General features: G+C 68.1%; 14 protein-coding genes. 13 read left to right on the top strand and 1 reads right to left on the bottom strand.

What is annotated here, in order from left to right:
- Position 1 precedes the first annotated feature (1 nt).
- The 8 genes from AOM01_RS11120 to nusB all read left to right on the top strand — a co-directional run bounded on the left by AOM01_RS11120 (position 2) and on the right by nusB (position 7,245).
- Complete coding sequence (locus AOM01_RS11120; protein WP_062293372.1) at positions 2–880, top strand: hypothetical protein; 879 nt, start codon at positions 2–4, stop codon at positions 878–880.
- 98 nt (positions 881–978) lie between these two features.
- Positions 979–2,163, top strand: a complete 1,185-nt coding sequence (aroC, locus tag AOM01_RS11115) for a chorismate synthase (RefSeq protein ID WP_062293370.1) — start codon at positions 979–981, stop codon at positions 2,161–2,163.
- Positions 2,163–2,687, top strand: coding sequence for a shikimate kinase (locus tag AOM01_RS11110; RefSeq protein ID WP_062293367.1), 525 nt, complete (start codon positions 2,163–2,165; stop codon positions 2,685–2,687). The genes aroC and AOM01_RS11110 overlap by 1 nt, the downstream gene beginning before the upstream one ends.
- On the top strand, positions 2,684–3,775 hold the full coding sequence (gene aroB / locus AOM01_RS11105) for a 3-dehydroquinate synthase (protein WP_062293364.1): 1,092 nt from the start codon (positions 2,684–2,686) through the stop codon (positions 3,773–3,775). Before AOM01_RS11110 ends, aroB begins: the two co-directional genes overlap by 4 nt.
- A gap of 33 nt (positions 3,776–3,808) precedes the next feature.
- A complete protein-coding gene (gene aroQ, locus AOM01_RS11100; protein ID WP_062293361.1) occupies positions 3,809–4,249 on the top strand; it encodes a type II 3-dehydroquinate dehydratase in 441 nt (146 codons plus the stop codon).
- Between the two features lie 45 nt (positions 4,250–4,294).
- Entirely contained in the window at positions 4,295–4,858 is a 564-nt protein-coding gene (gene efp, locus AOM01_RS11095) for an elongation factor P (protein WP_062293358.1), read from the top strand.
- A gap of 108 nt (positions 4,859–4,966) precedes the next feature.
- Positions 4,967–6,715: a glycosyltransferase family protein gene (locus tag AOM01_RS11090; RefSeq protein WP_062293356.1), complete on the top strand. Its 1,749-nt coding sequence runs from the start codon at positions 4,967–4,969 to the stop codon at positions 6,713–6,715.
- Between the two features lie 113 nt (positions 6,716–6,828).
- On the top strand, positions 6,829–7,245 hold the full coding sequence (gene nusB, locus AOM01_RS11085) for a transcription antitermination factor NusB (protein WP_062293355.1): 417 nt from the start codon (positions 6,829–6,831) through the stop codon (positions 7,243–7,245).
- A gap of 62 nt (positions 7,246–7,307) precedes the next feature.
- Here the strand turns inward: nusB and AOM01_RS11080 are convergent, their stop codons facing one another.
- Positions 7,308–9,368: an acyltransferase family protein gene (locus AOM01_RS11080; RefSeq protein ID WP_156155950.1), complete on the bottom strand. Its 2,061-nt coding sequence runs from the start codon at positions 9,366–9,368 to the stop codon at positions 7,308–7,310.
- Positions 9,369–10,452: 1,084 nt separating this feature from the next.
- Here AOM01_RS11080 and pyrR point away from each other — a divergent pair.
- Genes pyrR through carB form a run of 5 tightly spaced genes read left to right on the top strand, consistent with a single transcriptional unit; the run spans position 10,453 to position 17,638 of the window.
- Positions 10,453–10,980 (top strand): bifunctional pyr operon transcriptional regulator/uracil phosphoribosyltransferase PyrR, encoded by a 528-nt coding sequence (gene pyrR, locus AOM01_RS11075; RefSeq protein WP_062293336.1) that lies wholly within the window; start codon positions 10,453–10,455, stop codon positions 10,978–10,980.
- 2 nt (positions 10,981–10,982) lie between these two features.
- Positions 10,983–11,927 carry an aspartate carbamoyltransferase catalytic subunit gene (locus AOM01_RS11070; RefSeq protein WP_062293712.1) on the top strand — a complete coding sequence of 315 codons (945 nt, stop codon included), beginning with the start codon at positions 10,983–10,985 and terminating at the stop codon, positions 11,925–11,927.
- Positions 11,924–13,231 (top strand): dihydroorotase, encoded by a 1,308-nt coding sequence (locus tag AOM01_RS11065; RefSeq protein ID WP_062293333.1) that lies wholly within the window; start codon positions 11,924–11,926, stop codon positions 13,229–13,231. Before AOM01_RS11070 ends, AOM01_RS11065 begins: the two co-directional genes overlap by 4 nt.
- Positions 13,228–14,352: a glutamine-hydrolyzing carbamoyl-phosphate synthase small subunit gene (gene carA, locus AOM01_RS11060; RefSeq protein ID WP_062293330.1), complete on the top strand. Its 1,125-nt coding sequence runs from the start codon at positions 13,228–13,230 to the stop codon at positions 14,350–14,352. The genes AOM01_RS11065 and carA overlap by 4 nt, the downstream gene beginning before the upstream one ends.
- Positions 14,345–17,638 (top strand): carbamoyl-phosphate synthase large subunit, encoded by a 3,294-nt coding sequence (gene carB / locus AOM01_RS11055; protein WP_062293327.1) that lies wholly within the window; start codon positions 14,345–14,347, stop codon positions 17,636–17,638. The genes carA and carB overlap by 8 nt, the downstream gene beginning before the upstream one ends.
- Positions 17,639–17,697: the final 59 nt, after the last annotated feature.

Here is a 17,697-nt window from a genome sequence, read left to right as displayed (position 1 = left end):
CATGCTGAACTCTCGTTACGCGCCCATCGTGATGCTCACCGTCCTGGGCATCATCGCGATCGGATTGCTCGCGTGGTTCCTCGCGATCAAGCCGCAGTTCGACAAGGCGTCGGACCTGCGGGCTCAGACGGACGCCGTCGTGGCCAATACTTCGCAGATCGACGCGCAGTCGGCGAAGCTCGACGAGTACGCCGCACTGCTCGCAGAGGATTCGGAGATCGAGTCGGCGGTCGCGCTCAACGCGCCCTCCGCAATCGACATCGATGGACTGCGCAACCGCGTGTGGGCCGCGCTCAAGTCGTCGAAGGCGGAGCTGGTGAGCTTCGAGCAGCAGCAATCCAGCGCCGTCGACGGCTGGCTCGCCGATTCCAGCGGGTTGGTCTCGACCCAGGTGGCGGCGCTGTTCAGCACCGGCCCTGTCGGGGCGACCGCGCCGGCGGAGACGGCCACCACGGACGCGCCCGATCCGACCGCCACGCAGGCCGCCACAACCACGACTACGTCGACGGGCTGGACCCCCGCCGTCACTGCGGTCGTCACCGACGGCCCGTTCGCCGGCGACATCCAGATGGTGCCGTTCACCATCGATATGGTCGGCAATCCGGAGGAGATCCGCAAGTTCATCGACGCGATGCAAGACCCGAAGGACCAGCTGTTCCAGATCTACGAGTACTCGTTGCTCGCGCGCCCCGCCGGTTCCGCCCCGATCCCCGGCGTGCATGACCCGGACGACGGTGACGTGCACGCGACCATCACGGCAGCGGTCTACGTCCTCAACCCCGACATGACCGTGGTGGACGAGGAGAAGCTGACCAAGCCGAACCCGGACAACGACGCGTTCTCGGAGAAGTCGGAAGCCAAGGAGCAGCCCGCGTCCTAGGACCCAGCTCATCGACGAAGGAGGGCCACCCAGCAGGGTGGCCCTCCTCCGCATCTCACCATCCGGACGGACCGTCCACTCGTGGAAGAATGACGCCCATGCTTCGATGGCTCACCGCAGGCGAATCCCATGGCCCCGCGCTGGTCGGCACCCTCGAGGGTCTGCCCGCCGGTGTCAACATCACCAGCAGCGAGATCCAGTCCGCGCTGGCCCGCCGCCGCCTGGGCGCTGGCCGCGGCGCGCGCATGCAGTTCGAGCAGGACCAGGTCACCATCCTCGGGGGCGTCCGCCACGGCGTCTCCCAGGGCGGTCCCGTCGCCGTCATGGTGGGTAACACCGAGTGGCCCAAGTGGGAAACCGTGATGAACGCGGACCCCGTGGACCCCGAGGAGCTCACCGGCGCCCGCGCCGCCGCCCTCACGCGTCCCCGCCCGGGCCACGCCGACCTGGTCGGCATGACCAAGTACGGCTTCGACGACGCCCGACCCGTGCTCGAGCGCGCCTCCGCTCGCGAAACCGCTGCGCGCGTCGCGCTCGGCCAGGTGGCGGAGAACTTCCTCGAGCAGGCCGCCGGCATCCGCCTGGTCGCGCACACGGTCCAGGTGGGCCCCGTCGCGGTCCCTGAGGACGCGCCGCTCCCGCCCGCCGACGCGACACCCGCGCTCGACGCCGACCCGATCCGCTGCTTCCACGCCGAGACCTCGCGCGCCATGCTCGCCGAGATCGACGACTGCCAGAAGGCTGGCGACACCCTCGGCGGCGTCGTCGAGGTCGTCGCCTACGGCGTGCCCGTCGGCCTCGGCAGCCACGTCCACTGGGACCGTCGCCTCGACGCGCGCCTCGCGGCCGCGCTCATGGGCATCCAGGCCATCAAGGGCGTCGAGGTCGGCGACGGCTTCCGCACCGCCGCCCGCCGCGGCTCCCAGGCCCACGACGAGATCGAGTACGGCGAGGACGGCGTCCAGCGCCGCACCAACCGTGCCGGCGGCGTCGAGGGCGGCATGACCAACGGCGAGCCCATGCGCGTCCGCGCCGCCATGAAGCCCATCAGCACGGTGCCGCGCGCGCTCGACACCATCGACACCGCGACCGGCGAGGCGGCCAAGGCCATCCACCAGCGTTCCGACGTGTGCGCGGTCGCGCCCGCGGCCGTCGTCGCGCAGGCGATGGTTGCCCTCACCCTCGCCGACTCGCTGCTGGAGAAGTTCGGCGGCGACTCGGTCGCCGAGGTGCGCCGCAACATCGACGCGTACGTCGCCCAGATCCCGGAGCACCTGAGCTGATGGCGCCCCGCGCGGTCCTGATCGGCCCGCCCGGCTCGGGCAAGTCCACTGTCGCCAAGGCGCTCGCGCGCCTGTGGCAGGTCGAGCGCCGCGACACCGACACCGACATCGAGCAGCGCGCCGGCAAGTCCATCCCCGACGTCTTCCTCGAGGACGGCGAGGCGACCTTCCGCTCCATCGAGCGGGAGGCCGTGGACGATGCGCTGCGCACCCACGACGGCGTCCTCGCCCTGGGCGGTGGCGCTGTTTTGGCGGCAGAGACCCAGGCGCTGCTCGAGGCGTACGCCGCGGAGGGCGGAGCGGTGGTGTTCCTCGACGTCTCCCTTGCCGCGGCTGCGCCGCGCGTCGGCCTCAACGCCTCCCGGCCGCTGCTCGTGGGAAACCCGCGCGCCCAGTGGGTTGCGCTCATGGACGCCCGCCGTCCCATCTACGAGCGCCTCGCGACCGTCACCATTCTCACGGACAAGACCAGCCCCACCGACGTCGCAGTCCGCATCGACGCGGAGCTGAAGGAGCGCGCATGAGCGTCCACCGCATCATCCCCGTCCCCACCAGCGCACCCTACGACGTGACGGTCGGGGAGAACCTGCTTCCTGACGTCGCCGCGGCGGTGCCAGAGACGGCCGCACGCGTGCTCGTGGTGACCGCCGCGCCGCTACGGCGCCATGTCGACAACCTCAAGGCGCTGCTCGACGCGCGTGGGCTCACCGTCGTCATCGCCGAGGTGCCCGACGCGGAGGAGGGCAAATCCGCCGAGGTGCTCGCGTTCTGCTGGGGCGTGCTCGGCAAGTCCGATTTCACCCGCAGCGATGTGGTGATCGGGTTCGGCGGGGGAGCGGTGACCGACCTTGCCGGGTTCGTGGCCGCCACCTGGCTTCGCGGTGTGGGCGTCATTCAGGTGCCCACCACGCTGCTCGCGATGGTCGACGCCGCGGTGGGCGGAAAGACCGGCATCAACACGACAGAGGGCAAGAACCTGGTGGGCGCGTTCCACGAGCCGCTCGCCGTGTTCTGCGACGTCCGCGCGCTCGACACGCTGCCGCGATACGACCTGGTCGCGGGCTTGGCCGAGGTGGTGAAGTGCGGCTTCATCAGGGATCAGCAGATCCTGGCGCTGGTCGAGGCGAACCTCGAGGCGCTGCGCGAGGGTGAGCTCGACGAGGTGCGCCCCGTGCTGGTCGAGCTGACCTCGCGAGCGATCCAGGTGAAGTCCGACGTGGTGGCGGCCGACCTCAAGGAGTCGTTCCTCCGCGAGATCCTCAACTACGGCCACACGTTCGGGCACGCGATCGAGTACACCGAGCGCTACCAGTGGCGCCACGGGTCCGCCGTGTCCGTGGGCATGGTCTTCGCCGCGGAACTCGCGCACCTGGCCGGGCGCCTGTCTGAGGACGAGGTCGAGCGCCACCGCGCGATCCTGTCCGGGCTTGGCCTGCCGATCAGCTACCCGGGCCACCGCTGGGACGCGCTGCTGACCGCGATGAAGCGCGACAAGAAGACCCGCGGCGACCTCCTGCGCTTCGTCATCCTCGCCGGGATCGGCAACCCGATCCGTCTCGAGGGCCCGGACCCGGCGCTCGTCCAGGGCGCTTACGCCGCCGTGTCCGACTGAACCGGGGCATCGTCCCCCGATAGGCTCGTCCGTATGAACGTCCTGGTGGTCAATGGTCCTAACCTGCGCAGGCTCGGCACGCGCGAGCCCGAGAAGTACGGCACCACCACCCACGACGAGCTCGCCGTCCTGGTGACCCAGTGGGGCGCGGACCTGCACCTCGACGTCGAGGTCCGCCAGTCCGACGACGAGGCCGACCTGGTCCACTGGATGCACGAGGCCGTCGACGCCGGCTGGCACGTGGTGCTCAACCCGGCGGCCTTCACGCACTACTCGTACGCCCTGCGCGACGCGTGCGCGCTCGTGTCCGCCGCGAGCCTGGCGCTGGTCGAGGTGCACCTCACCAACCCGCACACGCGCGAGGAGTTCCGCCACACGTCGGTGATCTCCGGCGTCGCTACCGGGACCATCGCAGGCTTCGGGGTCGAGGGCTACCGCCTGGCGCTCGAGGCCGTGGCGCGGCGCGTCGGCTAGAATCGTCTGCGGACTAATCCCAGAAACTTCTGTAAGGACACCCCTGTGGCGACTTCGAACGACATCAAGAACGGCTCCGTGCTCAACCTCGACGGCAACCTCTGGTCCGTCATCGAGTTCCAGCACGTGAAGCCCGGCAAGGGCGGCGCGTTCGTGCGCACCAAGCTGAAGAACGTGCTCACCGGCAAGGTGGTCGACAAGACGTTCAACGCCGGCGCCAAGGTCGAGTTCGAGACCGTCGACCGCCGCGACATGCAGTACCTGTACTTCGACGGCACGTCGTACATCTTCATGGACCCGCAGTCCTTCGACCAGATCCCCGTGTCCGCGGCCGTCATGGGCGACGCGACGGATTTCCTGCTCGAGAACGAGTCCGCGGTCATCGGCTCCAACAACGGCAACCCGATCTTCCTCGAGCTGCCTGCCTCCGTGGTGCTCGAGGTGACGTACACCGAGCCGGGCCTCCAGGGCGACCGCTCGTCGGGCGGCACCAAGCCCGCCACGCTCGAGACCGGCAAGGAGATCCAGGTGCCGCTGTTCCTCGAGCAGGGCACCAAGGTCAAGGTCAACACGTCGACCGGGGAGTACCTCGGTCGCGTCAACGACTGATTCGTTCGATCAAGCCCCCGCCGCGTGTATCCGTGCGGCGGGGGCTTGGTCGTCTCCGGGCGGCGTGCCGGTCCTAGCTCCCACTTCGCACGACGCTAGTGTCGCCGCATGTCTGTCCTGCCCATGCCTCTTGCGGACCCCGCCGCTCCAGATCGCCGCCGTCTCCTCGTGCGCCGACCTGACTTCGTCTGGGACCCGCCCACTTGGGTGCCGGTCCTCGCGGTTCTCGCGGCGATCGCGACCCATGTTTGGGTGACGTGGGGTGCCGATCATCCGATCATCGCGCTCGACGAGATCGTCATGCTCGGCAATTCTCGCGTCCTCGGCGGTGCGTCCCCCGACTGGGCCTTGTTCGGATCGGGCTACATGCCTGGTCTTGCGCTGCTCATGGCACCGGCATGGTGGTTCACCAGCGATCCGCTGCTCGTTTATCGGATCGGCGTGTGGATCACGGTGGCGCTTGCGGTCATCGCTATCGCCCCGATCTCCGCGCTCGTGCGGCGTTGTGGGATCAAGGGCAACGCCGCTGTGACCGTGTCCGCGGTCGTGATGATGGCGCCTGCGCGCGCGCTTATCTCGAACTATCTTTTCGCGGAGACACTCCTACTGACAGCCATTGCCTTGAGCCTCGTAGCTGCTGCACGCATGGCCGAGTCGCCCACGCTTGGACGCGGCTTGGTGTTCGGCTTGTCCGTGGGCGGAGTGATCCTGGCGCACGGTAGGGGTACCGCGATTGCCGTCGCGGCAGGACTCTGGTGTCTGATGAGGCTTCGACATCACTGGCGCTCGTCAATGGTCGCGGGCGTGACGGCAGTCGTGACGTCGCTCGGCTCGTACGCGGTCTACCTCGCGGTTTCCGATCGATTGCTTCTCGCCGACCATCGCGTGGACGCAACGTTTGGCGGACTTCTCGACCGACCGTGGGGTGCGACGCTCGGCGCGTTGGTAGGCGAGTTCTGGTACATGTGTTTGGCCTGGCCGGCAATCGCGGCCGCGGGCCTTGTATTCGCTGCAGCGCGTGGAAGGCGAGGGTCGGGCTTTGAGGCCTACCTGGTTCTCTCTGTTGTTGCTATGGCGACCATGAGTGCCATCGCCCTCAATATGCAGGCTCCGCGCCACGACGCTTGGTTCTACGGAAGGTACTGCGATCCGCTGTGGACCATCCTCGCCGCAATGGGCCTCGGTGTGATTGTCCGGCTCCGGTGGGGAGCCTTCTCCGCAACGGTCCTCGGAGTGGCAACGGTGATCTCAGCCACGTTCCTGCTGTTGACGGTGCCGATGATCTCGGTCGACACCGAATGGATCGACATGCACATCCTAGGTGTGTCGCCGTGGCTCAACCTCAATACCTTTGCCGAAGGCGGGCAGCAGGAATGGCCTCTGCTCGTGGGCGTGACGATCACGCTCACCGCCTTGGTCCTTGCGGTCGCGCACTTCCGCGCGATAGTTGTGCCCGTCGTCGCGGCTCTTTTCATGCTGCTCTCGATGGCGCACGACTCGATCGCGATCGATGTGCGTGATGGTTCGCGACCTGCTGATGCAAGCGTGAGCGGTCTTTCGGACCTTCCGGCTGCAGTGCCCATCGGAGCGTCTGCCGACCTCGGCACTCTCATCAATGGGCTGATATTCAATTCCGGCGATCACCCGGTAGAGGTCGTGGATGTGGATGACATTCCCGTCGGCATTGAAGTCGTCTACACGAGCAGTTCTGACGCACGTCCCTACTACGACGGCGCGGAGGCGCTGATTCCGAGCATCGGCGCATCGATGCTCGCCTGGGTTTACCCGGGCGAGGTGTTCGACGAGCTTGACCGACAAGGACTTCTGATGCCGCCTGCTACCGCAGAACAGGGTTAGCTGCCGTCGTTGAGCGCGGCTGGTCCGGGAGCGCCGGTATCCTTGGACATCATGACTGTTGACCACACACACTTTTCGGCCCTTTGGGCCGCGGCGTCCGTAGGTGCCGCCTGATGGGCGCCCGCAGCAAGGCCCGAAAGCGCGCACTCGACGTTCTGTTCGAGGCTGATCAGCGCGGCGACAACGTGCTCGCGGCCCTCGAGCGCCGCGTCACCGACTCCGGGCGCGAAACGCCTCTGCCGCCCTACTCCGAGCAGATCGTGCGCGGTGTGGTGCAGTGGTGGGTCGAGATCAACACCATCATCCAGGATGCGTCCCCAGACTGGACGCTACCCCGGATGCCCGCAGTCGATCGTGCGCTGCTGCGCATCGCGACGTGGGAGATCCTCTGCAATGACGAGGTGGACACCGCCGTTGCGATCGACGAAGCTGTGTCTCTCGCGGCTGACCTTTCCACCGACGACTCGCCGACGTTCGTCAACGGAGTGCTCGGAACCATCGCCCGCGAAGCGCCTGCGCTCGGGGATTAGCGCGAACCGCGACGGCAAGATCGACGCTATGCGAGCTGGCGTCTGTTGGCAAGGCCGAAGGGTTATTGCCGCCGGCTGATCTTCAGTACCTCGGGTTCCAGGACCGGTGCGAGCGCGCGCGCGAAAGTGGCGGTCAAGTGGTCGTCGTCTCTATACACCAGCACGTCGCCCAAGATGATCGGGCACGACGTGTCGTCACATAAGTATGGAGTCATATCGATCCATGCAGCTCCCGCATCCAGTGATGCCTGTTCAAGGGCAGAGTTCTGAGCTGCGGGAATGACCGACGCGGCGTCGCCCGTGCAGCCGGTGACATCGGCGTAAGCGCCGCTGGCACAGGATGCGGGCGAATCGGCGTACTTCGGAACGTCGGCTATCCAAGCGGCGCCTACAGGCATTTCAGCGAGGAGTTGCGGCACGCCTCCCGAGATTGCATCGAGCATGTCATGGTGATCCACTTCGTCGTAGGTCGTGCGCATGGAGAGCAGCACTAGAGACGGCTGGAGTGCGCGTATCCGCGCGAGTGCGCTCTGACGCCACTCGTTGCACTCGTCGCGGAGCCTAAGGCCCACCAGGTCGATAGGTGGGCACCCGCTTGCCGTTAGCACCACCATTTGCATCCTGCCGGTTTCGAATGCAGGTACGAAGGCATCGAACCACTGCGCCGCATGCGAGTCGCCGAATAGTACAACGATCGGACCACTTCGACCGTAGTGGCAATCGTGGAGCACAAAGTCCTCTGCGAAGAGGTCCGTATTGCAGCCGTCGGCCACGATGGAACTCTCGTCCTCGGCCGCAGCGAAGATCTGCGGACGCAAGTTTGACGGCACGACTACGGGTGCCTGCGACGCGCCCTCACCTACAGGCCGAGCGTCGTAGGTGGCCATCACGCCGCCATCGCCTTGGAGTTGGTCGAACGCGCGACCACCCACGGCGACGGACGCGACCATGACGCTCAGCAGAGCGCCCGCAGCGAGCAAGGAGGCCGACGCCGGGCGTCGGTGCGACACGCGTCTCATGAATCGCTGCTCGACCCACCGGTACGTCCAATGTGCAGCCAATAGCGTAGTAAATACCACGCCGGCCCCGACCGCCCAAGACTGCGCGTGCGAGGTCAAACGGTCAGCCGCGATGATGATCGGCCAATGCCAAAGATATATCGAATAGGAACGATCTCCCACCCATTGAAATACCGCCATGTTCACGATGCGACCCGGGCTTCGCGCGAGGCCAAGGGCCAGCAGCGCGACTGAGGCACCTACCGGAGCCAACGTCGGAAGTCCGGGCCACCCGCCCTCAAGCTTGAGCGAGAATGCAAGTGCGATGAGCGTTAGCCATGCAATGGAGGTCGCGACCGCCGATGGCGCTGTGTCTTTGCGCACTTCTCTGAGGCGTGGGGCCGCCATCGCCACGAGTATCCCGGCGCCAAATTCCCACGCTCGCGAGAGCGGATCGAAGAATCCGTCATAGGTGATGAGCCAAGGAACGGCCACACCAAAGATGAATCCCCAGACCACGAGTGCTGCGACGATTGCGGTGGCGTCCCGGCGACGCTTTCTTGCGGCAGCGACAACTGCGACAGCCATGAGCGGAGCGCCTAGGTAGAATTGTTCCTCGACGCCGAGTGACCAATAGTGGGTGAACGGAGAGGAAAGCGCTCCGATGTCGTATGCGTTCGCCTGCGCCCCGTGCCAAAGGTTTACGACCGAGAGCGACGCTGCGATTCCATCGCGAGAAACCGATGGCTCGTCCCATGTGGGGCCCAGCAATGTGTTCTGCAGCGGGCTAAGCAGCACCGACGCGATCGCGAGTGACGCAAGTGCAACTACAGTGGCGGCGGGGACGATTCGCCGGACCCGCCGTGCATAGAACGCGCGCCAGTTCACGTGCCCCGCGCTGAGAGCCTCGTTGATCAGACCCCCGCCCACGAGATATCCAGAAATGACGAAGAAGACATCGACCCCGATAAACCCGCCTGGCATGAGATCGGGCCGCAGGTGGTAGGCCACTACCACCACGACCGCGAACGCGCGCATCAACTGGATGTCGTTGCGACGCGGTTGTGAAGCCAGCACTGTCGAGTCGAACTTGGTGCGGACAGCGGGACCCGCGCTCGTCGCCATGCCAGCCTCCCGCCCGGCGCCCCGCGCCTTCACGCGCCGCAATCTAGCTGAACCACCTTGTGCCGGTGGCGCGCGCAACGCCGTGCGACGGAGTTTCGGCCGCAGGTCTCGCCGTAAGGCCGTTGGTGCGGCGCGGAGCTTGAGCCCTGCGTACGCCTCGCAGCGCAGCGCCGGTCACAGTCGCACTCGGTCAAATTCGCCGGTTTGGGTGCTGACCATGTGTGAAGGTGGGTGTTGGTCCGTGGTCGCTCGCACGACGGCGCTCACATCTGGCGGCTGGGCCGGACAATACGGCGACTGCAGCGTGCGAGCGCGGCACGGTCAAGGTCCCTATTTGCCGCGGCCTCGTCGCCTTCGACCCTGCTTGCGCGCGAGGTACCAGCCCCTACGGAGCAATAGGCGCGAAACGTGATCCTGGGCACGCGGGTGTGGCTCTAATTTGCATTGCTGGCGCTGTTTTGCGCGGCCCGCATGCCCGGCCAATTTAGTGGCACAGCTCGTCTGGCCGTCCGCAATGGCAGGCGCGAACCCGGCCAACCTGGTGTCTGATGAGCACGGGGGTACATCGCCAGCTCTGTCACCAAACGGATGGGCCGCTTATCCGGACTCAGAACGCGATGGGGGAGCGGTGACATTTGCTCGCGAACGCGTGAGGCGCGGGAGCGCCGGCCTCACGCTTGGCGTTCGCAAAAGTCCCAATCAACTACATCGGATCGCGTACGCAATGTCCGGCGGATGGTCGTTGCGAACAGCAACGCAACTCCTGGTCGACCGTGTGCGGCCGGCGGCACTATCCGATTGACCAATTGGGTCGTGCGCCAATATTGGCACGCTGCACAACGCGCGAAGATTAGGTACTGGAAGTGACCGTGATGGCTTGCAGCGTCGCGCAAGATCAAGCCGGCAGAGACGGTCGGTCGATCGCCTCACCCGGTCACGCGTGTCTGTTCGGCGGGGGCACGGCCAGCCTCGACAAGCCACCCCACCCCGGCGCCGTCGGGTAGGGTATCTACCGCAACCCAGACATCCTTTAAGGACCGTCCAGAGAGGCGGGGAAGGAGGTCGCCAGGTGACTGGCACCATCATGGGCGCGGCGGACATCTCGCGCGCGCTGACCAGAATCGCCCACGAGATCGTGGAGCGCAACGACGGCGCCGCCGATGTGGTCCTCATGGGGATCCCCACCCGGGGACTTCCCATCGCGCACCGCCTCGCCGCCCGCATCGCAGAGATCGAGCCCGCCTTCGACGCCGAGCTCGCCACGGGCGCCCTCGACATCACCATGTACCGGGACGATCTGTTCAAGAACCCGACCCGCGCCATCGGCACCACCTCGGTCCCCGACACCGGGATCGACGACGCCGTGGTGGTCCTGGTGGACGACGTGTTCCACACCGGCCGCACCATCCGCGCCGCGCTTGACGCCATCCGCGACCTCGGACGGCCGCGCGCCGTCCAGCTCGCCGCTCTGGTCGACCGCGGCCACCGCGAGCTGCCGATCCGCGCCGACTTCGTGGGCAAGAACATCCCCACCTCACGCTCCGAGCGCGTCGACGTGCGTCTCGAGGAGATCGACGGCGAGGACGCCGTGATCCTGAGGAAGGGGGAGTGACCATGCGCCACCTCCTCACCACCAAGGACCTCTCCAAGACGGACGCGCTGCGCATCCTCGACACCGCCACCCAGATGGCGGCCACCCAGGAGCGCGAGGTGCGCAAGCTCCCCACGCTGCGCGGCAAGACCGTGGTCAACCTCTTCTTCGAGGACTCGACCCGCACCCGCATCTCCTTCGAGGCCGCCGCCAAGCGCCTCAGCGCGGACGTCATCAACTTCTCCGCCAAGGGCTCGAGCGTGTCCAAGGGCGAGTCCCTCAAGGACACCGCCCTCACCCTCCAGGCGATGGGCGCCGACGCCGTGGTGGTCCGCCACTGGGCCTCCGGCGCCGCCTACCAGCTCGCGCACGGCGGCTGGCTCCACGGCAGCGTCCTCAACGCGGGCGACGGCACCCACCAGCACCCCACCCAGTCGCTGCTGGACGCCTTCACCATCCGCAAGCACCTCGCGCCCGGCGGGGACCTGGAAGGCGTGACGGTCGCGATCGTCGGCGACGTGCTCCACAGCCGCGTCGCCCGCTCCAACGTGTACCTGCTCACCACGCTCGGCGCGAAGGTGGTCCTGGTCGCCCCGCCCACCTTGGTCCCGGTCGGCATCGAGCCCTGGCCCTGCGACGTGGTCCACACGCTCGACCAGGCTCTCGACACCTACGAGATCGACGCCCTCATGATGCTCCGCGTCCAGCGCGAACGGATGACCGGTGGTGGGTTCTTCCCCAGCCCCAACGAGTACTCCCGCATCTTCGGCCTCGATGGGGACCGCCTGCGCCGCCTGCCCGACCATGCCATCGTCATGCACCCCGGCCCCATGAACCGGGGCCTCGAGATCTCGGCCGAGGCCGCCGACTCGCCCCGCTCCGTCATCGTGGAGCAGGTCGCGAACGGCGTCGCCGTCCGCATGGCCGCCCTGTACCTTCTGCTCGCCGGAGAGGAGGCCGCTCAGTGAGCCGCCCCATCGTCATCAAGAACGCCAACCTCTACGGCGACACCGTCGCCAGCCTCCTCATCGAGAACGGGGTGATCACCAAGGTCGCCGACACCATCGAGACCCCGGACGATGCCGTGGTCGTCGAGGCCGACGGCCTCGTGGTCCTCCCGGGCCTGGTGGACCTCCACACCCACCTGCGCGAGCCCGGCCGCGAGGACGCCGAGACCATCGAGACCGGCTCCCGCGCCGCCGCCCGCGGTGGCTGGACCGCCGTCCACGCGATGGCCAACACGAACCCCGTCGCGGACACCGCCGGCGTGGTCGAGCAGGTCTACAGCCGCGGCCAGGAGATCGGCCTGATCGACGTCTACCCGGTCGGCGCCGTCACCATCGGTCTCAAGGGCGAGCACCTGTCCGAGATGGGCGCCATGGCCAGCTCCAAGGCCCGCGTCCGCCTGTTCTCCGACGACGGCGTCTGCGTCTACGACCCGGTGATCATGCGCCGCGCCCTCGAGTACGTGAAGACGTTCGACGGCGCCGTGGTCCAGCACGCGCAGGACCTCCGTCTCACCGAGGGCGCCCAGATGCACGAGGGCGAGGTGAGCGCCGAGCTCGGCCTCGCCGGCTGGCCCGCCGTCGCCGAGGAGTCGATCGTCGCCCGCGACGCCCTCCTCGCCGAGCACGTCGGCTCCCGCGTCCACGTCCAGCACCTCAGCACCGCCGGCTCCGTGGAGATCATCCGCTGGGCCAAGGAGCGCGGCATCAAGGTCACCGCCGAGGCGACCCCGCACCACCTGCTGCTCACCGACGAGTCCGCGCGCACCTACGACCCGCTGTTCAAGGTCAACCCGCCGCTGCGCACCCAGGCCGACGTCGACGCGCTCCGCACCGCGGTCGCGGACGGCACCATCGACATCATCGCCACCGACCACGCCCCGCACGCGAGCGAGGACAAGGACTGCGAGTGGGCCGCCGCATCGTTCGGCATGCTCGGCCTCGAGACCGCGCTCGGCGTCATCCAGAAGGTCCTGGTCGACACCGGCGCCGCCACCTGGCGCGACGTCGCCCGCCTCATGTCGGAGGCGCCCGCGCGCATCGGCCAGGTGGACCACCTCCACGGCCGCCCCATCGCCGAGGGCGAGCCCGCCAACCTCACCTTGGTGGACCCGAAGGCCGCCTGGACCGTGACGCCCGAGGCCCTGGCCTCGCGCGCGTCCAATACCCCGTACGGTGGCATCGAGCTGCCGGGCCGCGCGGTGGCCACCTTCCTGCGCGGCGTCCCCACCCATCTCGACGCGCAGCTGGAAGGAGCGTTCGCATGAGCGACCGTGCAGTGTTGGTCCTGGAAGACGGCCAGACGTTCGAGGGCCGCGCGTACGGCGCGACCGGCGAGACGCTCGGCGAGATCGTCTTCAACACCGGCATGACCGGCTACCAGGAGACCCTCACCGACCCGAGCTATCACAAGCAGATCGTCGTGATGACGGCGCCGCACATCGGCAACACCGGCGTCAATGACGAGGACGACGAGTCCCGCCAGTACTGGGTCGCCGGCTACGTGGTCCGCGACCCCGCACGCCGCCCCTCCAACTGGCGCGCGCAGCGCAGCCTCGACGAGGACCTGGTGAGCCAGGGGATCGTCGGCATCTCCGGCATCGACACCCGCCAGCTCACCCGCGTCCTGCGCACGGCCGGCGTGATGCGCGCCGGCATCTTCTCGGGCGAGGCCCTCGCGGGGGACGATGCCCTGCTCACCCGGGTGCGCGAGTCCGCCCAGATGAAGGGCGCGCACCTCGCCGACGAGGTCTCGGTCACCGAGCCCTACGTGGTCGAGGCCGAGGGGCAGCAGGTCGCCCACGTGGTGGCAGTCGACCTCGGCATCAAGGCGATGACGCCCCAGCAGATGGCCCAGCGCGGGATCAAGGTGACGGTGGTCCCCTCGGTGACCCCCGCATCGTCCATCCTGGAGATGAACCCCGACGGCGTGTTCTTCTCGAACGGACCCGGCGACCCGGGCGCCGCCGACGCGACAGTCGCGACGCTGCGCGAGATCCTCGACGCGAAGGTGCCGTTCTTCGGCATCTGCTTCGGCAACCAGATCCTGGGCCGCGCGCTCGGCTACGGCACCTACAAGCTGGCGTTCGGCCACCGCGGCATCAACCAGCCCGTCATGGACCGCACCACCGGCAAGGTGGAGGTCACCGCGCACAACCACGGCTTCGCCGTCGACGCGCCGCTGGACGGCGAGTCCGACAGCCCGCACGGCTACGGCAAGGTGCTGGTGAGCCACGTGTGCCTCAACGACAACGTGGTCGAGGGCCTCGAGTGCCGCGACATCCCCGCGTTCTCGGTCCAGTACCACCCCGAGGCGGCGGCCGGTCCGCACGACGCCTCGTACCTCTTCGACCGCTTCCTCGACCTCATGAAGGGCCGTCATGCCTAAGCGCGACGACATCAAGTCCGTCCTCGTCATCGGGTCCGGCCCGATCGTCATCGGCCAGGCCTGCGAGTTCGACTACTCGGGCACCCAGGCGTGCCGCGTCCTCAAGTCCGAGGGCATCCGCGTCATCCTCATCAACTCCAACCCGGCCACCATCATGACCGACCCGGAGTTCGCCGACGCCACCTACGTCGAGCCCATCACCACCGAGGTGATCGCCCGGGTCATCGAAAAGGAGCGCCCCGACGCCCTCCTCCCGACCCTGGGCGGCCAGACCGCCCTCAACGCTGCCATCGCGGCCGCGGAGGCCGGCATCCTCGACAAGTTCGACGTCGAGCTCATCGGCGCCAACCTCGAGGCCATCCACCTGGGCGAGAACCGCGAGCTGTTCAAGGGCGTGGTCGAGCGCTGCGGCGCGGACTCCGCCCGCTCGCACATCTGCCACACCATGGAGGAGTGCCTCGCCGCCGCCGAGGACCTCAACTACCCGGTGGTTGTGCGCCCGTCCTTCACCATGGGCGGCCTGGGCTCCGGCTTCGCGTACAACGAGGAGGACCTCCGCCGCATCGCGGGTGCGGGCCTCCACTACTCGCCGACCACCGAGGTGCTCCTCGAGGAGTCCATCCTCGGCTGGAAGGAGTACGAGCTCGAGCTCATGCGCGACAAGCACGACAACGTCGTGGTCGTGTGCTCGATCGAGAACGTGGACCCCGTGGGCGTGCACACCGGCGACTCCGTCACCGTGGCCCCCGCGCTCACCCTGACCGACCGCGAGTACCAGCGCATGCGCGACGTCGGCATCGCGATCATCCGCGAGGTGGGCGTCGACACCGGCGGCTGCAACGTGCAGTTCGCGGTCGAGCCCGACACCGGCCGCCTCATCGTCATCGAGATGAACCCGCGCGTGTCCCGCTCCTCGGCCCTCGCGTCGAAGGCGACCGGCTTCCCGATCGCCAAGATCGCCGCGCGCCTCGCGATCGGGTACTCGCTCGACGAGATCCCCAACGACATCACCGGCTCCACGCCCGCGTCCTTCGAGCCCACGCTCGACTACATCGTGGTGAAGGTGCCCCGCTTCGCGTTCGAGAAGTTCCCCGCCGCGGACCCGGTCCTCACCACCACCATGAAGTCGGTGGGCGAGGCGATGAGCCTGGGCCGGTCCTTCACCGAGGCGCTGGGCAAGGCGCTCCGCTCGATCGACAAGAAGGGCGCGAACTTCCACTGGGACGGCCCGGTGCCGTCGGGCGCGGAGCTGGATGACCTGCTCGCCGCGATCGTGGTCCCCACCGAGAAGCGCTTCATCCAGGTCCAGCAGGTCCTGCGCGCCGTCGAGGCGGGGATCATCCCGCTCGAGACGGTGTTCGACGCCTGCAAGATCGACCCGTGGTTCCTCGACCAGATCCTGCTGATGAACGAGGTCGCCACGTCCGTCCGCACGGCCGCCACCCTCGACGCGGACCTCCTGCGTGACGCCAAGCGCCACGGCCTGTCCGACCAGCAGATCGCGGACCTCCGCAGCCTCCAGGTCAACGAGGTGTTCCAGATCCGCAAGGCGATGGGCGTGCTCCCGGTCTTCAAGACCGTCGACACCTGCGCCGCCGAGTTCGAGGCCCGCACGCCCTACCACTACAGCTCCTACGACGCGGAGACGGAGATCCAGCCGCGCGACCGCGAGGCCGTCATCATCCTCGGCTCGGGCCCCAACCGCATCGGCCAGGGCATCGAGTTCGACTACTCGTGCGTGCACGCGGCCCTCACGCTCAAGGACCGCTACGAGACCATCATGGTCAACTGCAACCCCGAGACCGTGTCGACCGACTACGACACCGCCAACCGCCTCTACTTCGAGCCGCTGACGTTCGAGGACGTCATGGCGGTCTACGAGGCGGAGAAGGCGGTGGGCCCGGTCAAGGGCATGTTCGTCCAGCTGGGCGGCCAGACCCCGCTGTCGCTCGCGCAGCGCCTCGCCGACGCCGGCGTGCCGATCCTGGGCACCAGCCCCGAGGCGATCGACAACGCCGAGGACCGCGCCGCGTTCGGGCGCGTGCTCGACCAGGCGAAGCTGCCCGCGCCCGCGTACGGCACCGCGCACGGCATCGACCAGGCGATCGAGATCGCCGAGTCCATCGGCTACCCGGTCCTGGTGCGTCCGTCGTACGTCCTCGGCGGCCGCGGCATGGAGATCGTCTACGACCGCGCCCAGCTCGAGGACTACGGCACCCGCATGGACTCGGTGGGCGATCACGCCACCGACGCGCCGCTGCTGGTGGACCGCTTCCTCGACGACGCGATCGAGATCGACGTCGACGCGCTGTACGACGGCGAGGAGATGTTCCTGGGCGGCGTGATGGAGCACATCGAGGAGGCCGGCATCCACTCCGGCGACTCGGCGTGCGTGCTGCCGCCGTTCTCGCTGTCCGCGGCGGAGCTCGAGCGCATCCGCGTCTCCACCGAGGCGCTCGCCAGGGGCATCGGCGTGCGCGGCCTCATGAACGTCCAGTACGCGCTGGTCTCCGACGTGCTCTACGTCCTCGAGGCGAACCCGCGCGCGAGCCGCACGGTGCCGTTCGTGGCCAAGGCGACCGGCATCCCGCTCGCCAAGGCCGCCTCAGAGGTGATGGCCGGTGCCACCATCGCGGAGCTGCGCGCCTCCGGCATGCTGCCCGAGCACGACGCCGCGACGGTGGACCCGACCCAGCGCATCGCCGTCAAGGAGGCGGTGCTGCCGTTCAAGCGCTTCCGTACCCACGAGGGCATCGCGGTGGACTCGGTGCTCGGCCCCGAGATGCGCTCGACCGGCGAGGTCATGGGCTTCGACGAGACCTTCCCGCTCGCGTTCGCCAAGTCGCAGTCCGCGGCGTTCGGCGGCCTGCCTACCGGCGGCAAGGTGTTCGTGTCGATCTCCGACCGCGACAAGCGCTCCATCACGTTCCCGGTGGCGCGCCTGCGCCAGCTGGGCTTCGACGTCCTCGCGACCGCCGGCACCGCGGTGGTGCTGCAGCGCATGGGCATCCCGTCCACCGTGGTGCGCAAGCACTCCGAGGGGCGCGGCCCGGCGGGGGAGCCGACCATCGTGGACCTCATCCACGAGGGCGCGGTCGATCTCATCGTCAACACGCCGTCCGGTCAGGGCGCGCGTGCGGACGGCTACGAGATCCGTGCGGCCGCCACCGCGGCCGACATCGCGATCGTCACCACCACGCAGCAGCTGTCCGCGGCGGTGCTCGCGATCGAGGCGCTGCAGGCCGGGCCGTTCGACGTGCTCAGCCTCCAGGACGCCGCGCGCTGAACCAACATCGCAGGTAGAGTGACTACGGCGGCCCGGACCGGGCCGCACTGAGGGAGGTA

Origin of the sequence: Demequina phytophila (assembly GCF_000971135.1) — a bacterium.
Lineage (GTDB): Bacteria > Actinomycetota > Actinomycetes > Actinomycetales > Demequinaceae > Demequina > Demequina phytophila.
The sequence above is the reverse complement of the archived record's forward strand: the minus strand, read 5'-3'. Positions and strand labels throughout refer to the sequence as shown.